At 43.3% G+C, this 21860-nt stretch carries 18 protein-coding genes; 5 read left to right on the plus strand and 13 right to left on the minus strand.

The annotated features are described in order from the left end of the window. Positions 1-174: 174 nt before the first annotated feature. The 7 genes from frc (PSF11_RS17655) to fdnG form a co-directional block, all read right to left on the minus strand. Complete coding sequence (gene frc, locus PSF11_RS17655; RefSeq protein ID WP_014657171.1) at positions 175-1431, minus strand: formyl-CoA transferase; 1257 nt, start codon at positions 1429-1431, stop codon at positions 175-177. Positions 1432-1494: 63 nt separating this feature from the next. After that, positions 1495-2439: a transporter YfdV gene (gene yfdV / locus PSF11_RS17660; protein ID WP_014657170.1), complete on the minus strand. Its 945-nt coding sequence runs from the start codon at positions 2437-2439 to the stop codon at positions 1495-1497. 108 nt (positions 2440-2547) lie between these two features. Further along, positions 2548-4251: an oxalyl-CoA decarboxylase gene (gene oxc, locus PSF11_RS17665; protein ID WP_072502661.1), complete on the minus strand. Its 1704-nt coding sequence runs from the start codon at positions 4249-4251 to the stop codon at positions 2548-2550. A 70-nt stretch (positions 4252-4321) separates the two neighbouring features. Then, complete coding sequence (frc, locus tag PSF11_RS17670; protein ID WP_014657168.1) at positions 4322-5572, minus strand: formyl-CoA transferase; 1251 nt, start codon at positions 5570-5572, stop codon at positions 4322-4324. Between the two features lie 795 nt (positions 5573-6367). Next, positions 6368-7018, minus strand: coding sequence for a formate dehydrogenase cytochrome b556 subunit (fdoI, locus tag PSF11_RS17675; protein WP_004924143.1), 651 nt, complete (start codon positions 7016-7018; stop codon positions 6368-6370). After that, on the minus strand, positions 7015-7959 hold the full coding sequence (gene fdxH, locus PSF11_RS17680; protein ID WP_072502660.1) for a formate dehydrogenase subunit beta: 945 nt from the start codon (positions 7957-7959) through the stop codon (positions 7015-7017). The genes fdoI and fdxH overlap by 4 nt, the downstream gene beginning before the upstream one ends. An 11-nt stretch (positions 7960-7970) precedes the next feature. Beyond that, positions 7971-11018: a formate dehydrogenase-N subunit alpha gene (fdnG, locus tag PSF11_RS17685; RefSeq protein ID WP_080728249.1), complete on the minus strand. Its 3048-nt coding sequence runs from the start codon at positions 11016-11018 to the stop codon at positions 7971-7973. Positions 11019-11199: 181 nt separating this feature from the next. Between fdnG and fdhD the strand changes: the two genes are divergently transcribed. Next, a complete protein-coding gene (gene fdhD, locus PSF11_RS17690) occupies positions 11200-12030 on the plus strand; it encodes a formate dehydrogenase accessory sulfurtransferase FdhD (RefSeq protein WP_014657166.1) in 831 nt (276 codons plus the stop codon). A gap of 102 nt (positions 12031-12132) precedes the next feature. Here the strand turns inward: fdhD and PSF11_RS17695 are convergent, their stop codons facing one another. Next, positions 12133-12912 carry a transferase gene (locus PSF11_RS17695; protein WP_072502659.1) on the minus strand — a complete coding sequence of 260 codons (780 nt, stop codon included), beginning with the start codon at positions 12910-12912 and terminating at the stop codon, positions 12133-12135. 232 nt (positions 12913-13144) lie between these two features. Between PSF11_RS17695 and PSF11_RS17700 the strand changes: the two genes are divergently transcribed. Further along, positions 13145-13468 carry a DarT ssDNA thymidine ADP-ribosyltransferase family protein gene (locus PSF11_RS17700; RefSeq protein WP_060560777.1) on the plus strand — a complete coding sequence of 108 codons (324 nt, stop codon included), beginning with the start codon at positions 13145-13147 and terminating at the stop codon, positions 13466-13468. Positions 13469-13689: 221 nt separating this feature from the next. Here the strand turns inward: PSF11_RS17700 and mnmE are convergent, their stop codons facing one another. The 5 genes from mnmE to rpmH form a co-directional block, all read right to left on the minus strand. Next, positions 13690-15054: a tRNA uridine-5-carboxymethylaminomethyl(34) synthesis GTPase MnmE gene (gene mnmE, locus PSF11_RS17705; RefSeq protein WP_004924119.1), complete on the minus strand. Its 1365-nt coding sequence runs from the start codon at positions 15052-15054 to the stop codon at positions 13690-13692. Between the two features lie 99 nt (positions 15055-15153). Beyond that, the gene (gene yidC, locus PSF11_RS17710; RefSeq protein WP_004924116.1) at positions 15154-16803 is read right to left on the minus strand and encodes a membrane protein insertase YidC; all 1650 of its coding nucleotides are present in this window, start codon (positions 16801-16803) and stop codon (positions 15154-15156) included. A gap of 2 nt (positions 16804-16805) precedes the next feature. Beyond that, positions 16806-17066, minus strand: coding sequence for a membrane protein insertion efficiency factor YidD (gene yidD / locus PSF11_RS17715; protein ID WP_014657163.1), 261 nt, complete (start codon positions 17064-17066; stop codon positions 16806-16808). Further along, the gene (rnpA, locus tag PSF11_RS17720) at positions 17030-17389 is read right to left on the minus strand and encodes a ribonuclease P protein component (protein WP_004924110.1); all 360 of its coding nucleotides are present in this window, start codon (positions 17387-17389) and stop codon (positions 17030-17032) included. The genes yidD and rnpA overlap by 37 nt, the downstream gene beginning before the upstream one ends. Positions 17390-17410: 21 nt before the next feature. Next, positions 17411-17554: a 50S ribosomal protein L34 gene (rpmH, locus tag PSF11_RS17725; RefSeq protein ID WP_004906236.1), complete on the minus strand. Its 144-nt coding sequence runs from the start codon at positions 17552-17554 to the stop codon at positions 17411-17413. A 696-nt stretch (positions 17555-18250) separates the two neighbouring features. Here rpmH and dnaA point away from each other — a divergent pair. Genes dnaA through recF form a run of 3 tightly spaced genes read left to right on the plus strand, consistent with a single transcriptional unit; the run spans position 18251 to position 21850 of the window. Continuing rightward, the gene (dnaA, locus tag PSF11_RS17730; RefSeq protein WP_004924106.1) at positions 18251-19642 is read left to right on the plus strand and encodes a chromosomal replication initiator protein DnaA; all 1392 of its coding nucleotides are present in this window, start codon (positions 18251-18253) and stop codon (positions 19640-19642) included. Positions 19643-19647: 5 nt separating this feature from the next. Beyond that, entirely contained in the window at positions 19648-20748 is a 1101-nt protein-coding gene (dnaN, locus tag PSF11_RS17735; RefSeq protein ID WP_004924103.1) for a DNA polymerase III subunit beta, read from the plus strand. Positions 20749-20755: 7 nt separating this feature from the next. Then, positions 20756-21850: a DNA replication/repair protein RecF gene (gene recF / locus PSF11_RS17740; RefSeq protein ID WP_004924099.1), complete on the plus strand. Its 1095-nt coding sequence runs from the start codon at positions 20756-20758 to the stop codon at positions 21848-21850. The last annotated feature ends 10 nt before the right edge of the window (positions 21851-21860 follow it).

Here is a 21860-nt window from a genome sequence, read left to right on the forward strand (position 1 = left end):
AATGGATGAGTGAAGCCGCCTCATCAATAATGATGAGGTAACAAACTTCTTAATTGATTTATTACGTTTATTTAATTAATGCGTAGCACTCTTATTTCGATATCATTAATCTCTATTATTTAGCCGCAGCCCAATTAATTTATTTAAATAATAAAATTAATTGGGCTGGATAATTTAAATAACTTTTTTCGTTTTCATTTCAGCTATTTGTTGTTCGCTATAGCCTAACTCTTTTAAAATTTCGCTATTATGTTCACCTAAAAGTGGTGCACTTTTTATTTCAGGCGTAAAAGCTGAAAATTTCATTGGGCAACCCACCGTCAAATAATGGCCTCTCAATGGTTGTTCTACTTCAACAATAGAGCCACTGTCACGCAAAGATGGGTCATACATAATCTCTTTCATACTCAAAACCGCCGAGCAAGGTACGCCGAACTGGTCAAAGTAATCTGTTAGCTCATGTTTATCTTTGTCTTTAGCAATCTCTTCAATAGCATCCCAAACATCTTGGATATGGCTGACCCGTGCTTCTGTGGTTGCAAAGGCAGGATCGGTTTTCCACTCAGGTTTACCTAATGCATCACAGGTATTGGCCCAGTTGTGATCTTGATTGATAAAATAGATATAGGCATTCGGGTCATGATCACTCCCTTTACATCGCAACATCGTTCCCGGTTGCCCTCCACCGCTGGCATTACCGCCACGCGGTACTGCATCACCAAATGAACCATTTGGATATTGAGGATACTCTTCTAAAAAACCGAGTTTTTCGAGGCGTTGCTGGTCACGCAATTTAACGCGGCATAGGTTAAGCACGGCATCTTGCATCGACATAGTGACACGTTGCCCTTTCCCCGTTTTCTCACGTTGCAGTAATGCCGCTAATAAACCAATTAATAGGTGCATACCAGTATTGCTATCGCCTAGTGCCGCTGAACTCACAACCGGTGGGCCATCAGGAAAACCCGTTGTTGATGCGGATCCCCCCGCGGCCTGCGCAACGTTTTCGTAGGCTTTCACATTCGCATAAGGGGAGTTTTCATTGAACCCTTTGATGGAGCCAAAAATCAGGCGTGGGTTTAGCTGTTGAATGACTTCCCAGGTAAACCCCATATGGTCAATCGCTCCCGGATGGAAATTTTCAACCAAAATATCCGCTTGGCGGATCAGCTTTTCCATCACCTCTTTGCCTTCAGGGGTTTTCGTGTTCAGCTCTAGCGAACGCTTATTACTATTGAGCATGGTAAAATACAATGCATCAACATCAGGAATATCTCTAAGCTGGTTACGGGTGACATCCCCAATACCCGGTCGCTCAATTTTTATTACATCTGCCCCGAACCAAGCCAACATCTGAGTACATGATGGGCCAGACTGTACCCCTGTAAAATCAAGAACACGAATGCCTTCAAGTGGAAGTGGAAAAGCCATAATCACTCCTTATTGTATGATGGATACGAGGCATCTATTTGATGCCTCACATTCATCTATTTATTATGCAACCAAACGCGCAACGTAGATCCACAACGGTGCAGCGATGATAAAACCAAGTACACTTACTGCGAGGGATGCTGTTCCCGTACGGGTATACAGGTTAAAACGGCTCGCGATAATAATTCCAGAGAAGGCAGGCGGTAATGCGCCGGCTAATACCATCATCTGTAGTTGCTCTGAGCTCATATTAAATGTCATACCAACTAGTAATAATAAGCCCGGCATCAATATTAATTTGAGTAAGGTGTTGTAGATAATTTCACCATCAAATTCGAATTTATTCGCGGCTAGTGTCAGGCCGGCTGCAAATACCGCGACACCGGAGTTAGCTTTGGCAATAAGGTCAAAGGTCGGGTCCCAAACATCAGGAATTTTAATACCGATTAATACCAAAACTGTCGCCAATACTGGTGACCAGACAACAGGCTCTTTGAATGCCGAAATAAGAGCATCCATACCGCCGCCGCCTTTTTTACCATCAGCATTGGAAGGGTTAAGTAAGAATAAGCCAATTGGGATAGTAATCGCATTCACGATAATCGAAATAATCGCCACAACTAAACCGGTTGATACGGTTTGCCCATAGATAGGATCCAAAACCGCAAAACCAAGGAAGCCAATGGTAGGAGAGCCAGCAATCAATGCACACACCGCGGCTTCACCACGACTATGTTTAAAAATGTACTTACAACTAAAGAAAGAAAAGAAAAAACAGACCAATAGCACGACAAACGAAATAATTGTTAGCTTAGTATCTGCAAAAATCATTTCACGGTTTGCACGTACAATGGAGACAAATAACGCGGCAGGCAAAGCATAGTTTAAAACCAGTTTATTAAATGCTTTTGCTTGGTCATTGGTAAATACGTTGCGTTTACCGCTAGCGTATCCCAGAACCATAATGATAATTATGGGCAATAAATCGCTCATAAATATCTTAAACATAAAATCAGCCATATGATTTTCACCTATTTTGGGCAAAAGCGTTCCTATGCCACTTAAAAGAATAAGTGGCACAGAAACCATTTAAATATTTATTTCATTGAAATAACGCTAGTTTTTCACAACAGATTTCGGATTTAAGTTACCAATATGGCCACTTTCTGTTCCTACTGCTGGATCAATAACCACATTAATCAATGTCGGTTTACCAGACTCAAGACCTGCTTTTAGCGCCTGTTGAATTTCATCTGGTGTCGTTGCGTTATAACCGATGCCGCCAAAAGCCTCGATCATCTTGTCATAACGTGCGCCTGCCATTAATACCGTTGGGCACGGATCCTTATCGCCATGTAAATTGACGCCATCGCCACGGTAAATCCCCCCATTGTTAAAGATTAAAATGGTGACTGGCAGTTGATAACGGCAGATAGTTTCAACTTCCATACCACTAAAACCAAACGCACTATCTCCCTCAATAGCCACGACAGGCTTACCGCTAGTGACCGCTGCACCAATCGCATAACCCATACCAACTCCCATCACGCCCCAAGTACCACAGTCGAGACGTTTGCGAGGTTCATACATATCGATGATATTTCGTGCATTATCGAGGGTGTTAGCCCCTTCATTCACCACATAAACGTCTTTATGGTCGACTAACACATCGCGAATTGCGCGCAATGCATTGAAATAGTTCATCGGTGATGTATCGGTATTCAGCTTAGCGGCCATCTTCTCGCTATTTGCTTTCTTATGCTCATCAATCCCAGCCATCCAATCGCTCGGTGACTTCACTGGTGTGGTTTTTAATCCTTCAAGTAGTGCGGCAACACTTGAATAGATATCGCCGACAACAGGGGCTGTTATTGGACGATTGCTATCGATTTCAGATGGCTCAATATCTAATTGAATAAATTTCGTCTCTGGCGACCAGTGTTTGCCTTTTCCGTGATCTAATAGCCAGTTTAGGCGTGCCCCTATTAATACGACGACATCGGCATTAGAGAGTGCATGGGAACGTGCTGACGCGGCTGATTGTGGGTGATTATCTGGCAATAACCCTTTTGCCATCGACATAGGCAAGTAAGGGATACCTGTTGTTTCAATAAATTGACGAATATTTTCATCCGCTTGGGCATAGGCTGCCCCTTTACCTAAAATAATCAACGGACGCTTTGCCGATGCCAATAATTTAAGTGCTTTATCAACAGATTCAGGCGCAGGTAGTTGGCGTGGAGCAGGGTCTTCAACCGTAAAGATTGTTTTGTCTGCTGCATCTTTGTCCATAACCGCAGCCAATACTTCGGTTGTTAAGTCAAGATAGACGCCACCAGGACGACCAGAAACAGCAGCACGAATTGCGCGAGCCAGAGCAATACCAAGGTCTTCCGGTTTATTGACTCGGTAGGATGCTTTAACAAAGGGCTTAGCGGTATTCATTTGATCCAGCTCTTCATAATCGCCTTGTTGTAGGTCGATAATTGCTCTATCACTGGAGCCGCTGATTTGTATCATTGGAAAGCCATTGGTCGTCGCATTCGCTAATGCCACCATACCATTTAGAAACCCCGGTGCAGACACCGTTAAACAGATGCCGGGTTTTTGGGTTAAAAAGCCGCTGATTGCCGCAGCATTACCCGCAGATTGCTCATGACGAAAACCAATATAACGAATCCCTTCAGCCTGTGCATGCCTAGCCATATCCGTCACAGGGATCCCCACAACACCATAAATTGTGTCAATGCCATTTTTTTTCAGTGCATCAACAATAATATGCATACCATCAGTCAAATTTTGGGTTTGATCAGTCGACATATCCACCTCATGAAATATGTAAAAAGAAAGTGTGGAGGGGGCTTATCAGCGGCCCCCTCATTTATTCGCGTTAAATGGCTTTATTGGTGCGCATTGAGGCGATCTGCTCCGCGCTATAACCTAACTCAGTTAACACTTCCTCGGTATGCTCACCTAACAGTGGCGCACTCTTAATCTCAGGGGTGAATGATGAGAACTTCATTGGACAACCAACAGTGAGATAAGTCCCGCGTTTTGGTTGCTCAACTTCAACAATGCTGCCGCTATCGCGTAATGATTGGTCACGAGCAATCTCACGCATGCTCAATACAGGCGCACATGGCACACCATATTTGCTTAAATATTCAACGGCTTCATGTTTGTCTTTATCGGCTAAGAATTTTTCAATTTCAGCAAAAATATCGAAGATATGTGGTTGGCGCGCCTGTGGCGTGCTGTAGGCAGGGTCTTTCGCCCACTCTGGCTTGCCAATAGCAATACAAGTTTGCTCCCAATCTTGCTCTTGGATAGTAAAATAGATGTATGCGTTTGGATCCGTTTCCCAACCTTTACACTTCAAGATCCAACCCGGCTGGCCACCGCCACCAGCGTTGCCCCCACGAGGAACGGCATCACCGAATTTACCGTTTGGATACTGAGGATACTCTTCAAGATAGCCCACTTTTTCTAAACGCTGCTGGTCGCGCAACTTCACACGGCAAAGGTTTAATACGGCATCTTGCATCGACATTGTCACGCGTTGCCCTTTTCCGGTTTTTTCACGGTGTAACAAGGCGGCTAGTAGACCAATTAATAGGTGCATTCCCGTATTGCTGTCGCCTAGTGCTGCTGCACTGACTAATGGTGGGCCATCCCAAAAACCTGTGGTTGACGCCGCTCCACCCGCAGCTTGCGCAACGTTTTCATACGCTTTTACATCTGCATAAGGGGAGTTCTCATTGAACCCCTTGATAGAGCCAAAGATTAACCGTGGATTTAGCTCTTGAATATGTTCCCAAGTAAAGCCCATATGGTCGATAGCACCCGGATGGAAGTTTTCAACTAATACATCCGCTTGCTTAATCAGGCGTTCCATGACCTCTTTGCCTTCCGGCGTTTTGGTATTCAGTTCAACAGAACGCTTATTACTGTTGAGCATGGTAAAATAAAGCGCATCGACATCAGGAATATCTCTTAACTGATTGCGCGTCACATCACCGACGCCTGGGCGTTCAATTTTAATTACGTCAGCACCAAACCACGCTAACATTTGGGTACAAGATGGCCCTGACTGTACACCGGTGAAATCGAGTACTTTGATACCTTGTAAAGGAAGATCCATGAATTACCTCATTATTTAGCTGTCGTAAATGGAATTGAATATTTATTTAGCTGTGGTGAAAGTCATTTCAAAAAATAAAGATTTTATTTAGATGGATTTTATTAATAAATAATGATTTACACCGTTATAATAAATATTTCACTTAATGTCTAGGCGACAGAAATAATGTGTTTTAATAGCTCAATTATCCTTTCCTATTAATGATTAACAGTTATTAATACCCTATTCTTTCAATAATAGAACAAACCTCTATCTATATATACCAAAATAAACAATATGGATTATTATAATAAGACATTATTACATCTTATTTAGAGAATCCTATTTGGTTGACTAAAAATCAATAACATAATTGGATACTCTTAAATAAACATTCACAAACAACAAATTATATTTAAAATCAATTAATTAACCGCATTGCTGTTTTATTGGATTAAATAAAATTCAACAATAAGTTAATTATTATTGAATAATATTCAATTATTATTTATTTGATCTACTCCTTAATCAGGTGAATAAAACAATTCATAAAAAGAAGGTGATTAATAATGATCTTTATCGGTACGTCATATTTGTTTTATTAAAATAGAATCGGTTATGTATTTTTCTATATTATGATAATAGAGAAAAAAATTATTACACTCATTATGTTTATTCTTAAAATTAATCAAAGCGCACACTTTATATGAATATAAAAAGAAAGTGTTCCATTTTTTAATCCTCTTTTTATGAAAAAAACCCACAAACAATATTTTTGTTTGTGGGTTTATTATCAGAACTCAACAATTGAAAGGTTTAATTTTTCTCTTGTTGCTGCTGTTTCTCTTTTTCGACGATTTCACGGTACCAACGCGGGTGATGCTTTTTCGCCCAACCACGGGTTACCCAACCTTCCACCATCGCACGCACAGAGCCTTTCACCCAGATTGCGGCATAAGCGTGCACGATAATCATAATGATCAGAGCTATCGCTGAAATGGAGTGCACGATAATCGCTGCACGATAAATTGGGATTGAGAAAAAGTCTGCAAAGTAAGGACGCCACATAATCACGCCACTTACAGCCAGTAGCACTAAGCAGATAGAGACAACCCAATATACCCCTTTTTGACCAAGGTTATATTGACCAACATCCCCAGCTTCTTCGTTTTTCAATACTTTACCGATATTTTTCGCCCACTTAATATCTTCTTTGTTGATAAAGTTGTGGTGAAAATAACGGAAAAACATAAAGACGAACAGCAGGAACATCGCGGTACCAACAAAAGGATGCAGGATCCTAGCAAGTTGTGATGTGCCAAAAATGTTCATGAACCAGTTCAGTGATGGGAAGAAAAACCCCAATCCACTGATAGCAGTGAACAAGAAGCAAATCACAACCGCCCAGTGATTGATCCTCTCAATCGGCTTATGCCGAATAATTTTTTCATTATCCTGCGGCATCATTTTTGATCCTCCCCTTCAACTGACTTTGAAGTCTCAGAAGATTTTGAGCCCTGAATATCTTTCAGAGCCTCTTCTTCTTCTTTCTTGGAGACGCGGTTCGGACCAATACCCACATAGTGGAAGATGGCCGCCGCAAAGGTCGCAGCAAAACCAACCGCTGCTAACGGCTTCCAGATACCTTTCCAGAAAGTGACTGTTGGACTGATTGTCGGGTTGTCCGGCAAACCATGATACAACTGAGGTTTATCAGCGTGATGCAAAACATACATTACGTGTGTACCACCAACGCCTTCTGGATCATAAAGACCCGCGTTGTTGTAACCACGTGTTTTCAGTTCAGCCACACGGTCGCCTGCCAGCGCCGTCATATCCTCTTTGCTACCAAAATGAATCGCGCCAGTAGGACAGGTTTTCACGCAAGCAGGCTCTTGTCCAACTTCAACGCGGTCGACACAGAGCGTACATTTGTATGCACGGTTATCTTCTTTGTTGATGCGTGGAATGTTGAACGGACACCCCGCAATACAATAGCCACACCCAATACAGTGCTCAGATTGGAAGTCAACAATACCGTTTTTATACTGAACGATCGCACCTTCTGACGGACAAGCTTTCAAACAGCCTGGGTCATAGCAGTGCATGCAGCCATCTTTACGGATCAGCCACTCGAACTTGCCATTTTCTTCCACTTCAGAAAAGCGCATAACGGTCCATGACTTCGCGGTCAAATCCGTTGGGTTATCATATACCCCAACGTTAGTGCCGATTTTGTCACGAATATCGTTCCACTCTGAACATGCTACCTGACAAGCCTTACAGCCAATACAGGTAGTCACGTCAATCAGCTTCGCCACTTCTTCCTTAAAGTCCCTCACTTGCGCGGGGGGCGTCAGGGAATTGGTGGCGGAGCGACGAATAATGTCTTGTGATTGCATTGACATAATTTATCTCCTTACACCTTTTCCACATTGACAAGGAATGATTTAAATTCCGGCGTTTGCGTGTTGGCATCACCCACATATGGTGTCAGTGTATTTGCAATAAAGCCTTTCACTGCTAAGCCCTCAAAGCCCCAGTGGATAGGAATACCAATCGTATCCACATCTTTGCCGTTGACTTTCAACGTATGAATACGTTTCGTCACAACTGCTTTCGCTTTGATATAGCCACGCTTAGAGCTGACTTTCACCATATCACCTTGTTTAATACCTTTTTCTTTCGCCAAACGATCACCAATTTCAATGAATTGTTGTGGCTGAATAATGGCATTCAACAACGCATGTTTTGTCCAATAGTGGAAATGCTCTGTTAAGCGATAGGTTGTTCCAACATAAGGGAACTCTGTCGCTTTACCCATTTGCGCCCAGTCATCTTTGAACACACGCGCAGCCGGGTTCGAGACCACATTTGGATGTAATGGGTTAGTATCGAGCGGAGTTTCAATCGGTTCATAGTGTTCTGGGAACGGACCTTCTGCCATTTTGTCTAGTGCAAATAGGCGACCCATCCCTTCCGGTTGCATAATAAACGGATTCACACCACTTCCCGGAGGCGCATTGCTATAGTCTGGTACGTCCATACCAATCCACTTGCTGCCATCCCACTCAAGAATTTGACGGCGAGGATCCCATGGTTTACCCATTGGGTCAGCAGATGCTCGGTTATAGATAACACGACGGTTTAATGGCCATGCCCACGCCCAACCAAGGGTATTACCTAGGCCAGTCGGGTCAGAGTTATCACGGCGCGCCATCTGGTTACCTTTCGGTGTCCAGCTACCAGCAAAGATCCAACAGCCACTTGATGTCGTACCATCATCACGCAATTGAGCGAACGAACTCAGTAGTTCGCCTTTCTTCACAATGATGTTGCCATCGGCATCTTTCAGATCCACCAGCGCATAACCATTGCTTTCCTGAGCCACTTCTTCCGGTGTTGGATTATCACGGTCAAAGTAGTTCCAAGTCATGTTCAAGACTGGCTCTGGCGACTCACCACCTTCTGTTTCATAGAGTTGGCGTATACGGTGGTAGATACCCGACAGAATTTCGCCATCGCTAATCGCTTCACCGGGTGCATCTGCACCTTTCCAGTGCCACTGTAGCCAACGCGCTGAGTTAACAATCGAACCATTTTCTTCAGCAAAACAGCAAGATGGCAGACGGAAGACCGTTGTCTGAATTGCAGACGGGTCAACGTCATTCATTTCACCGTGATTTTGCCAGAAGTTTGACGTTTCTGTGTTCAGCGGATCGATGGTGACCAAGAATTTCAGCTTAGATAGCGATTTGATAATTTTGTTTTTGTTCGGGAATGAGGCTAATGGGTTAAAGCCTTGGCAGATATAGCCATTGACTTCACCTTTATCCATCATCTCGAAATAACGCAATACGTCGTAGCCCTGATCCCATTTAGGCAACCAGTCAAAGCCCCAATCATTCTCTTTCTGCGCTTTATCACCATAGAATGTCTTCATCATACTGACGAAGAATTTCGGGTAATTGCCCCAATAGTTAACCTGACCTGGTAGGGTCATTTTGGGTGTATTCGCAGCCAAATAGCTTTCGAGGGTAGTTTGTTTTTCTGACGGTAAAGTCAGATAACCCGGTAAGCTTTGAGATAATAAACCTAAGTCAGTCAGACCTTGGATATTCGAGTGACCACGCAATGCGTTAACACCGCCACCTAGCATACCCATATTACCTAGCAGTAACTGGATCATCGCCATCGTACGGATGTTTTGCGCACCGATAGTATGTTGTGTCCAGCCAAGTGCGTATAGGAATGAGGCCGTCTTATCTTTCGCGCTCGTTTCTGCAATGTACTCGCAAACTTTCAGGAAATCTTCGATTGGGGTACCGCAGATGTTATTCACCACTTCTGGTGTATAACGGCTAACGTGCTCCTTTAGTAAGTTCAAGACACAGCGAGGGTGAGTGAGCGTTGGGTCGCGTCGTGCGAAACCATTCTCATCCATCTCGTAGTTCCACGTCGTTTTATCATACTGACGTTTTTCGGGATCATAGCCTGTGAACAAACCATCATCAAAACCGTAATCTTCACGGATGATCAGGCTGGCGTTAGTGTAGGCTTCCACATATTCTTGCTGGATTTTTTTATTATCCAGTAGGTATTTGATCACACCTGACAAGAACGCAATATCAGTACCAGAACGTATAGGCGTGTAGAAATCCGCCACTGCCGCTGTACGGGTAAAGCGTGGATCAATAACAATCAGTTTGGCTTTATTATGGATTTTGGCTTCCATCGCCCAGCGGAAACCGACTGGATGCGCTTCTGCCGCATTACCACCCATAACAACAACAAGGTTAGCGTTTTTAATATCAACCCAGTGGTTGGTCATCGCACCGCGACCAAATGTTGGAGCAAGACTTGCTACCGTTGGTCCGTGTCAGACACGCGCTTGGTTATCCACGGCAAGCATGCCGAGGGCGCGACTAAATTTTTGGGTGACAAAACCTGTTTCATTACTGGCGGCTGATGCACAGAGCATACCTGTTGTCAGCCAACGGTTAACCGTTACACCATCTTTGTTCTGTTTAATAAAATTGGCATCACGGTCTTCTTTCATCAACTTGGCGATGCGGTCAAACGCTTCGTTCCAAGTGATACGTTTCCACTCATTCGTACCTGGTTCGCGTACTTCAGGGTATTTGAGTCGACTTTCACTATGAATAAAGTCGATAAGTCCTGCACCTTTCGGGCAGAGTGCGCCGCGGTTTACCGGATGGTCCGGGTCACCTTCGATATGAAAAATGCTCTCTTTCGCATTTTTCGCTCCATCGCCTAAGCTATACATCAATAGCCCACAACCGACAGAGCAGTACGTGCAGGTATTTCGGGTTTCTTTCGCACGCAGTAATTTATACTGACGTGTGGACGCTAACGCAGTTGAGGGTGCAAAACCCAATGCTGCTGCCGTCGTACCCGCCATACCGCCAGCACAGATCTTAAAGAACTGTCTTCTGCTGACTTGCATGGGGATCTCCTCATTTACATTGCTCTTGTTACCCGGTGAATGTTTTAAATCGCATTATTCAGGTAAACTGTTCTTATTCAACGTCTTCCGTATCGTATTCAGGTTCATTGCCTGATAAATGGTGTAAATTCTTTTTACCCATAATCAATATTATGTATCATTAATGCTAGGAATTCATCTAATGCATGAAACAAATAACACGAAATTGTCAAAATCCATCAAAATGATTGGCGCAAATCACACAAGTGTGCAACAAAAAGGCAACCTCGATCAGTCTGTAACTGATTGGGTAGCCGAAGAATTACCTGTTGCTTTGGTTTATAATGGGATATCTCATGTCGTTATGATGGCGACCCCAAAAGATTTAGAAGATTTTGCTGTTGGGTTCTCATTATCGGAAGGGATCATACAGTCAAGGCAAGAAATTCGTGGAATTGATATTGTTCAAGGCTGCCATCGTGGTATTGAAGTGCATGTTGAGTTATCCAGCCGCCGTTTCATGGGGTTGAAAGAGCGCAGGCGCAACCTCGCCGGCCGGACAGGCTGTGGTATTTGCGGCACGGAACAACTCGACGAAATTTTTAAACCTATTTCCCCACTGCCATTCACCCAAACTTTCTCACTAAGTCACTTAGATAACGCATTATCTGAGCTAAAAAAAGTGCAAGAAATCGGAGCACTCACTGGATGTACTCATGCTGCCGCGTGGATTTCACCAGAGGGCCAATTGGTTGGCGGTTGTGAAGATGTAGGCCGCCATGTCGCATTGGATAAACTTTTAGGTATGAAACACCGTCATGATTGGCAACAAGGTGCCGTATTGGTTTCTAGTCGAGCGAGTTATGAGATGGTGCAAAAGGCGGCAAGCTGTGGCGCTGAAATTTTGTTTGCTGTTTCTGCTGCGACCTCATTAGCCATTGAAGTCGCGCAAAAAGCAAATTTAACGTTAGTCGGTTTCTGCCGCCAAGGAAAAGCCACAGTATTTACCCACAGTAATCGAATTACAGATTAAGCCACCGACTGATATTTCAAATAAACAATTAAAAAAGAAAAATATCAACGTCCTAACATTAAAAATAGTATGGCATGCGTAAACATTTACATAGCACTCCCTTTATTCATTTCCCAGAGAGTGCAACATCCAAAGGTTAGGCTCGATATATTCGCCCCATTGAGCTTGTGTATCGATATTAACGGGAACTAACGCCTGCGGTACAATATATTGGCCAGACTGCATAAAACGCATGCCTGTCCATGACTCCCATTGTTTAATGGTGCCAGCAATCACCATAGAACGATATACAGGCTGTAAAATTTTACCCCCTAATCGCCAATGTGTGCGTATCCAAGGGTCAAAAGGCTCCCCTTGTGTATTTTTCCATGCACAATAATCGTCAAATGATTGTAGAGGATAACGATGCTTTAAAGTGGGTCGTACAGGAACAACAACCGCCTTCGCCCCATACGCTACAGCCGCTTTTTTCAACGCATTAATCAGTAGTGCTGGAATTTGATAACCACGATATTCAGGCTCAATCGTCACTGATAATGCAGAAATATAGCGATCTTCACCTTGTTTGTTCTCAACCGCAAAATTGAAAATATCATCCCAACCAAAATCAGGCAGTTTTGTCAGATTTTCATCAGGCCATAGAAAGGAGATCGCTTTAATGACACCGACGACCTTCTCTTTTCCATCCACATTCGCGACAGCTAAAAACTGAAATTGTGCATTCGGCTTTTCATACAATACTTGCCAATATTCATCACAAACAGCAGTTTGGCTCATAAACTCTGGCCATAATTTATCCAGCAGTTCATCGGATTCATCGATAAGGTCAGGTCGCTGTACAAAATTGTAGATGTGTATATTGGTAGGAAGCTTAATGCTCATGAATATAACCTATGACTAAAATTAGCTCGACATTATAAAAAGAAAAATCACAAGAAGGATTAAGACAAAATTAACGTTAAGCAGACATCATCCAAATAATAAGTATTTCTTAATGATGTTAGCACTATCACTGCTCTTTGCCATATATTGCGATATTCTCTTGATAATTAGATGAAATAATTAAACTAACACTCTAATTATATTATTTTTATAATAATCAAAGGAATACTATATGAATGATATCAAAACAAAAAAGCTAATATATCATCTTACTAGTTTGAAAAATATAAGAAATATATTGATTGAGGGCTTAAAGCCAAGAGTAGACATTAAGAAATTTCATGATATTGCAGACAAAGAGATCATCGAAGGTAGAAAAAAACATCAATTAGATAGCTATGTTCCGTTTCATTGGTTTTCACGCAATCCCTTTGATGGCAGAGTGCAAAAAAATTTTCCTAATGAAAAATTTGTACTCATTACGATTAAAAGAGAGTTGGCTCAAAAAGAAAACTGGAAAATTATCCTAAGGCACCCTTTGGCTTTTTGCCAATAGTTTATATGCAGGAAATAGTGAACATCTGTCACCGAATTGGGTGACTATTGACAATACAGACCTCATTAGCCGCCGTAAAGATACCTTTTGTATTAACCGATCGTCATGCATATCCTGTGAAGTCTCAGTTTTATAACCAGTTAACAGATCTAACGGCGATAGATTGACTGCAGCTTGCTGATAAGATAGCAAGCTGCCACAACTTTTAGCTAAGCAAATTTTTACTTGCCGATACAGAAACTGGAGAAAATACGGCCTAACAGGTCATCTGATGTAAATTCACCGGTGATCTCGCTCAGCTCTTGCTGTGCAAGGCGCAACTCCTCTGCAAGTAGCTCACCGGAGCGAGCAACGACCAATTGCTCATGACCTTGAGCTAAGTGCATTGCCGCTGCATCAAGGGCTTGTAGATGACGGCGACGAGCCAAAAAACCACCTTCGGTATTACTATTAAAACCCATCGTCTCTTTTAGGTGATCGCGCAACAAATCAATCCCTTTCTCTTCACGTGCAGATAGGCGAATTAATGGGTAACGAACATCTTCAACAAACTCAATTTTTTCACCTGTTTTATCCGCTTTATTGCGGATCACAGTAACAGGCAATGTTTCTGGCAGGCGTGCCATAAATTCAGGCCAAATCTCTTGAGGCTCTGTCGCATCCGTGGTGGTGCTATCAAGCATAAACAAAACTCGGTCTGCCTGTTCAATCTCTTTCCATGCTCGCTCAATACCAATACGTTCAACTTCATCACTCGCTTCACGTAAGCCCGCTGTATCAATCACGTGCAATGGCATACCATCAATATGAATATGCTCACGCAAAACATCACGTGTGGTTCCTGCAATATCAGTCACAATCGCTGCTTCACGACCTGCTAACGCATTCAATAAACTCGATTTCCCTGCATTAGGACGACCCGCAATCACCACTTTCATCCCTTCACGCAACAAGCTGCCTTGGCGAGCTTCTGAGCGTACTCGCTCTAAATCCGCTATCACGTCATCCAATTTGGCTTCAATTTTACCGTCAGAAAGAAAATCAATTTCTTCATCAGGGAAATCGATGGCAGCTTCGACATAAATACGCAATGTCGTCAATGCTTCGACCATTTGATGGATTTGTGCTGAAAATGCCCCTTGTAACGAGTTCATTGCCGAACGGGCGGCTTGCTCTGAACTTGCATCAATCAGATCTGCAATCGCCTCAGCTTGTGCTAAATCTAATTTGTCATTCAAAAATGCGCGTTCAGAGAACTCACCTGGGTTAGCAATACGCACCCCATCAATCGTCAAAATACGTCTAAGTAATAAATCAAGAATGACAGGACCACCATGGCCTTGCAGTTCTAGAACATCTTCCCCTGTAAATGAGTTAGGGCCGGGGAAAAAAATGGCAATACCTTGGTCCAGTACGGTGTCATCGACGTCACGAAAAGGTAGGTAATCCGCATAACGCGGTTTTGGTAGCTTACCCAACACAGTTTGAGCAACTACAGCCGCTTTTGGGCCTGATACACGTAAAATACCGACCCCACCACGACCGGGAGGTGTTGCCTGTGCAACAATCGTATCGTTGGTTTGCATGATGTCTCTCTGTCATTCCTATAAAAAATTAAGGCGGTCATGAATGGCCGCCTTAATACTATATCCTGAAATAAGCTTCTTGCTTACCCAAGACCTCTATTATTTCTTCTCTTTTTTATCGCGGCTATGTAGACCACGTTTTTCCAGACCGCGGTAGATGATCTGCTGCTGGATAATGGTCACCAAGTTACTCACGATGTAGTACAGTACCAGACCAGAAGGGAACCACAGGAAGAAGATAGTAAAGACGACCGGCATATAGGTCATAATCTTCTGCTGCATAGGATCGGTCACGGCTGTTGGCGACATCTTCTGAATAACAAACATAGTCACACCCATCAACACTGGCAGGATGTAGTATGGGTCTTGTGCTGACAAGTCCTGAATCCAACCAAAGAATGGTGCATGACGTAGTTCAACAGAACCCATCAACATGTAATAAAGAGCAAGGAAGATTGGCATCTGGATAAGCAGCGGTAAACAACCACCTAGTGGGTTGACTTTCTCTGCTTTGTACAACGCCATCATTTCTTGGCTCATACGCTGTTTGTCATCACCAATACGCTCACGCATTGCCGCCAGTTTTGGTTGCAATAAACGCATTTTCGCCATTGAGGTGTACTGTGCTTTAGTCAGCGGGTACATAATACCACGGACGATAAAGGTAATGATGATGATAGCAATACCCCAGTTACCGACAAAACCGTGAATAAATTTCAACAGCTTGAACAGTGGCTGAGAGATAAACCATAACCAACCATAATCAACCGTTAAGTCTAAATGAGGTGCCACTTCAGCCATTTCTGACTGGATTTCAGGGCCTACCCATAGCGTCGATGAATAAGTACCAGCACCATTAGCAGCAATCGTTAATGGTTGGCTCTTATAACCGATAATCGCCTCTTTTTGACCAAGGTCGATGGTGTAGAACGTGCTATTTTCATTACTTGCAGGAACCCACGCGGTTGCAAAGTATTGTTGCAACATCGCCACCCAACCACCTTTAGTGGTGACATTGAGTTTTTTATCTTCGATATCACTAAAGCTATATTTTTTATAGTTAGATTCATCTGAAGAATAGGCTGCACCACGGTATGTATGTAATGCGAAGTTGCTGCTACCTGTATCACGTTCTTTTGGTAGTTGGATAGTTTGTTTTAACTGACCAAAGAAGGCAAGGTTCAAAGCTTGCGCTGTTGGGTTCTGAATATTGTATTCAACATCAACATTGTAGTGGCCGCGTTTCAACACATAGGTTTTTTGATAAACCACACCGTTTTTGTCGGTGAATGTCATCGGAACACGTAGCTCATCTTGGCCATCCGCAAGAATGAAACTTGATGATTCCACACTATAAACAGGGCGTTGACCATTGCTATTATCTGGGTTATCTGGGCCATGTTGGCCAATCAGACCACTTTGTGCCTGATAGATAAAATCGGGTGTAGTTTCCAGTAAACGGAAGGGACTTTCCGAATGAAGGGTTGCAGGATAGGCTAACAAGTCAGCCTCATCGATATCACCACCACGAGTATTGATGCGTAAATCTAACACATCCGTTTTCACTGTGATTAGCTTACCTTGCCCACTGCTTGTAACAGCTTGGGAATCACTGCTTGGCATATCTGTTTGTTGTGTCGTTTGGACAGTTTTTAGATCCTGAGCAGCTTTATCGCTTTCCCAGGCCTGCCATACTAAGAACGAAACAAATAGCAAAGCGATGAGTAGAAGATTGCGTTGCGAATCCATCGTTATAATTCTCTATTATCATCGTTTTTTTTAGGCGGAACAGGATCGTCTCCACCAGCGTGTAAAGGGTGGCATTTTAATACGCGTTTCGCCGTTAACCAACTACCTTTTAACATTCCAAACCTGCGCAATGCCTCAATTCCATAATTTGAACAAGTTGGATTGAAACGGCAACGAGGCCCTAACAGTGGGCTAATTGCCAATTGGTATCCCCTAATCAACCCAATCAGGAGTTTTGAGCCAAGCGACAGTGTCGACGCCATAATTTACCCAATGTTTCCGTTATTTGTTGATTATCGAGATTAGCAACCCCTTTTCTTACCAATACCACAAAATCCATGGGAGGCAACTCATGTTGATGCAAACGAAAATATTCACGGGCTAATCGCTTAATACGATTTCGCTCATGAGCTCGTTTAACATTTTTTTTGGCGATGGTGAGACCGATGCGGGGATGCCCCAGCTCGTTTAGGCGACCAAGGATTGTTATCTCTGGGGAACTCGCCCTCTGCGGCTGCTTAAAGACATTATCGAAGTGCCTGGGAGTTAACAAACGTAACTCCCGGGTAAAAGCGAGCGTAACCACTTGAATAGAGGGCTAGCTTTATTACTTAGATGAAACGGTCAGACGAGCGCGGCCTTTAGCACGACGGCGAGCCAGAACCTGACGACCATTTTTAGTGGCCATACGAGCACGGAAACCGTGTGAACGGTTGCGTTTCAGTACGGACGGTTGAAAAGTGCGTTTCATAACGATTTCTACCTAACTTTAAAATTTATTACTGATTCAGTAAACGCGTTGGCAACCAGTGGAAACTGATTTACACCTGTGCCTCTATCGCAACAATATAGAAAGAGGCAGGATTGTAATAAAACATAGGGGGTCACGTCAATGAAATGACGCAATCAAACCACTTTATTTATAGCCTGGCTGACAGGTTTGCTGACATATGCTGCAACAGCGAATGAAGCGCCATTTTCATAACTTACCTCGAAATGGTCTATCGTGAAAATCACTTCAATGCAGTACACAGGGTGGAAGATTATACGGACTCCGCCTCAAAGCGCAAGGATCATCGGCCGATCTAAAAATATTTTTTGATCCTTAGAGAAAATTTTTCATAAATCGTCTAAAGTTATCCCCAGCTTTGTGGAAAAATAGCAAATGATCGAGATCAAACAAGAGGGTTCTCCTCTAATCGCGATGTCTTACCACAATTACCTGTGGATAAAAAGCATAAAAACTGTGTAAAAGAATGAAGATCTCTTGCCAATTTTACGGTATGATCTCTGGTCACGTTTCTGATCTGAGGATCGGAAAAATACGATGAGTAAAAATGAATCACTTTGACTTCTCTGGCGCTTGCATAAAAAAGCGGCCAGTAAAAAATTCTTTGTTTAATCTGTACTTCTTTTGTTTCATTGATCTTGTTTAGGGGAGTCCACCGTGTCACTTTCGCTTTGGCAGCAATGTCTTGCCCGATTGCAGGATGAACTACCTGCCACAGAATTCAGTATGTGGATACGCCCTCTTCAAGCTGAATTAAACGATAATACACTGGCACTTTATGCCCCGAATCGTTTTGTCCTTGATTGGGTTAGAGATAAGTACATCAATAACATCAACGAGTTATTGAATGACTTTTGTGGTACTGATGCGCCAGCTCTGCGTTTTGAGGTGGGGAGCAAACCCATCACCGTTTCTCCTACCAATACTCAGGCTCGCCATACCCATGAAGCGCCAGCTATCGCCGTTCCGTCGGCGCCAGTGAAGCCAAGTTGGGATAACTCAACCAAAGCGCAACCTGATGTTGCCTATCGCTCCAATGTTAACCCCAAACACACCTTTGATAACTTTGTTGAAGGTAAATCAAACCAACTCGCTCGTGCTGCTGCGAGGCAAGTTGCCGAAAATCCAGGGGGAGCATACAACCCATTATTCCTTTATGGGGGAACGGGCTTAGGTAAAACACACTTATTACATGCTGTAGGCAACAGCATCATGCAGCACAAAGCCAATGCGCGTGTCGTATATATGCATTCTGAACGTTTTGTGCAAGATATGGTCAAAGCTTTACAAAACAATGCGATTGAAGAGTTTAAACGCTATTACCGCTCTGTTGATGCACTGCTGATTGATGATATCCAATTTTTTGCGAATAAAGAGCGTTCTCAAGAAGAGTTTTTCCATACCTTCAATGCGCTGTTGGAAGGCAACCAACAAATTATTTTGACTTCCGATCGCTACCCTAAAGAGATCAATGGGGTTGAAGATCGTTTAAAATCGCGTTTTGGTTGGGGTTTAACGGTGGCCATTGAACCACCTGAATTAGAAACCCGTGTAGCGATTTTGATGAAGAAAGCCGATGAAAATGAGATCCAGCTTCCGGGCGAGGTGGCTTTTTTTATCGCTAAACGCCTACGCTCCAATGTGCGTGAACTGGAAGGTGCGTTAAACCGTGTTATTGCCAATGCAAACTTTACTGGCCGCGCTATCACCATTGACTTTGTGCGTGAAGCGCTGCGAGATTTGCTAGCACTACAAGAAAAACTGGTAACTATCGATAACATTCAGAAAACTGTGGCTGAATATTACAAAATAAAAGTTGCGGATTTACTTTCTAAACGTCGTTCTCGCTCTGTCGCCCGTCCGCGCCAGATGGCGATGGCGTTGGCGAAGGAACTGACCAATCATAGTTTGCCTGAAATCGGGGATGCCTTTGGTGGCCGTGATCATACAACGGTATTGCATGCTTGCCGTAAAATTGAACAATTGCGGGAAGAAAGCCATGACATCAAAGAGGATTTTTCTAACTTAATCAGAACATTATCATCTTAATTGCTATGAAATTTACTATTGAACGCGAGCAGTTATTAAAACCGTTGCAACAGGTTAGTGGTCCATTAGGTGGGCGTCCAACGCTACCTATTTTAGGTAATCTTCTTTTACAAGTTAAAGAAGGCGCTTTGCTATTAACCGGAACCGACTTAGAAATGGAGATGATGGCCCATGTTCCTTTAACGCAGGAGCATGACGTTGGAGCAACCACCGTTCCAGCACGCAAGTTTTTTGATATCTGGCGTGGGCTTCCTGAAGGTTCTGAAATTCGTGTAGAACTCGATGATGACAGGCTGCTTGTTCGCTCAGGGCGTAGCCGTTTTTCACTATCGACATTACCAGCCACAGATTTCCCGAATTTAGATGATTGGCAAAGTGAGGTGGAGTTTTCGCTTCCACAGTCAATCCTCAAACGCTTAATCGAAGCCACTCAGTTTTCAATGGCTCATCAAGATGTCCGTTATTACCTCAACGGCATGCTATTTGAAACCGAAGGCCAGTTATTAAGAACCGTTTCAACCGATGGGCACCGCCTTGCTGTATGTGCGATGGATATCGGGCAAGATTTACCTTCACATTCGGTCATCGTGCCACGCAAAGGGGTCATTGAGTTAATGCGCCTCTTGGATGGCGGTGATACCCCTGTCCAATTGCAAATAGGCAGTAATAATATTCGTGCCCATGTGGGTGATTTTATTTTCACCTCAAAACTGGTTGATGGCAGGTTCCCTGATTATCGTCGTGTTCTGCCGAAAAACCCGGATAAGACATTAGAAGCTCGTTGTGATCTGCTCAAGCAAGCATTTTCACGCGCGGCCATCTTATCGAATGAAAAATTCCGTGGCGTTCGCTTATATTTCAGTGAAAATCAGTTACGCATTACGGCAAACAACCCAGAGCAAGAAGAAGCGGAAGAGATTGTTGATGTGAATTATCAGGGTACTGAAATGGAAATAGGCTTTAACGTTAGCTATATCCTTGATGTGCTCAATGCCCTGAAGAGTGAAAACGTCACTCTGTTTTTAACCGATGCTGTGTCGAGTGTTCAAATTGAAGACTCCGCAAGTAGCGCGGCTGTTTACGTTGTTATGCCAATGCGTTTGTAATCGTTTTATGATCCTTTCGCGTTTATTGATCCGCGATTTTCGTAACATTGAAGATGCCGATCTCGCTTTAGCTAATGGGTTCAATTTTTTAATTGGCCCCAATGGGAGCGGCAAAACCAGTGTGCTTGAAGCGATATACACCTTGGGACATGGTCGTGCTTTTCGTAGTATCCAAGCGAACCGCGTGATCCGCCACGAACAGGCTCAATTTATCCTACATGGGAAATTAGGCCATCTGGATGCATCGCGCAAAGCATTGTCGTTAGGGTTGAGTAAAAACCGTGAGGGTGACAGTAAAGTCAGAATTGATGGCACAGACGGTCATAAAATTGCAGAACTGGCAAAATTACTGCCAATGCAATTAATTACCCCAGAAGGGTTTACCTTACTAAACGGTGGCCCTAAGTATCGACGTGCATTTATCGACTGGGGCTGTTTTCATAACGAACCGTTGTTTTTTTCCGTTTGGTCAGACTTAAAACGGTTATTAAAGCAACGCAATGCTGCATTACGGCAGGTCAGTCGCTATGAACAAATACGCCATTGGGATCAGCAATTAGCTCCGCTTGCAGAGCAAATCAGCCAATGGCGTAGTGAATATATTGCAGGTATTGCGGAAAATATTGAGCAAACCTGCCAACAATTTTTGCCTGAATTTGTATTATCGGTCTCTTTTCAACGCGGTTGGGATAAAGAAATCGATTATTCAGAGCTATTAGAACGCCAATTTGAGCGTGATAAAATGTTAACCTATACCGCCTCTGGGCCACATAAAGCTGATTTGCGGATCAGGGCGAATGGAACCCCTGTGGAAGATATGCTTTCACGCGGTCAATTGAAACTTTTAATGTGCGCATTAAGGTTAGCGCAGGGTGAGTTTTTCACCCAACAGAGCGGGCAAAGATGCCTGTATCTACTGGATGATTTTGCCTCAGAACTTGATTCGGGACGCCGTCAATTATTGGCTGCTCGGCTTAAGGCTACGCAAGCTCAAGTGTTTGTTAGTGCAATAACACCTGAGCAAGTTAAAGACATGATTGATGTAAATAGCAAGATGTTTAGCGTAGAACATGGCAAAATAGAAGTTAAACCACAGGAATAAATATAGCGGG

The sequence above is a fragment of the Providencia sp. PROV119 genome (assembly GCF_028482435.1).
GTDB lineage: Bacteria > Pseudomonadota > Gammaproteobacteria > Enterobacterales > Enterobacteriaceae > Providencia > Providencia stuartii.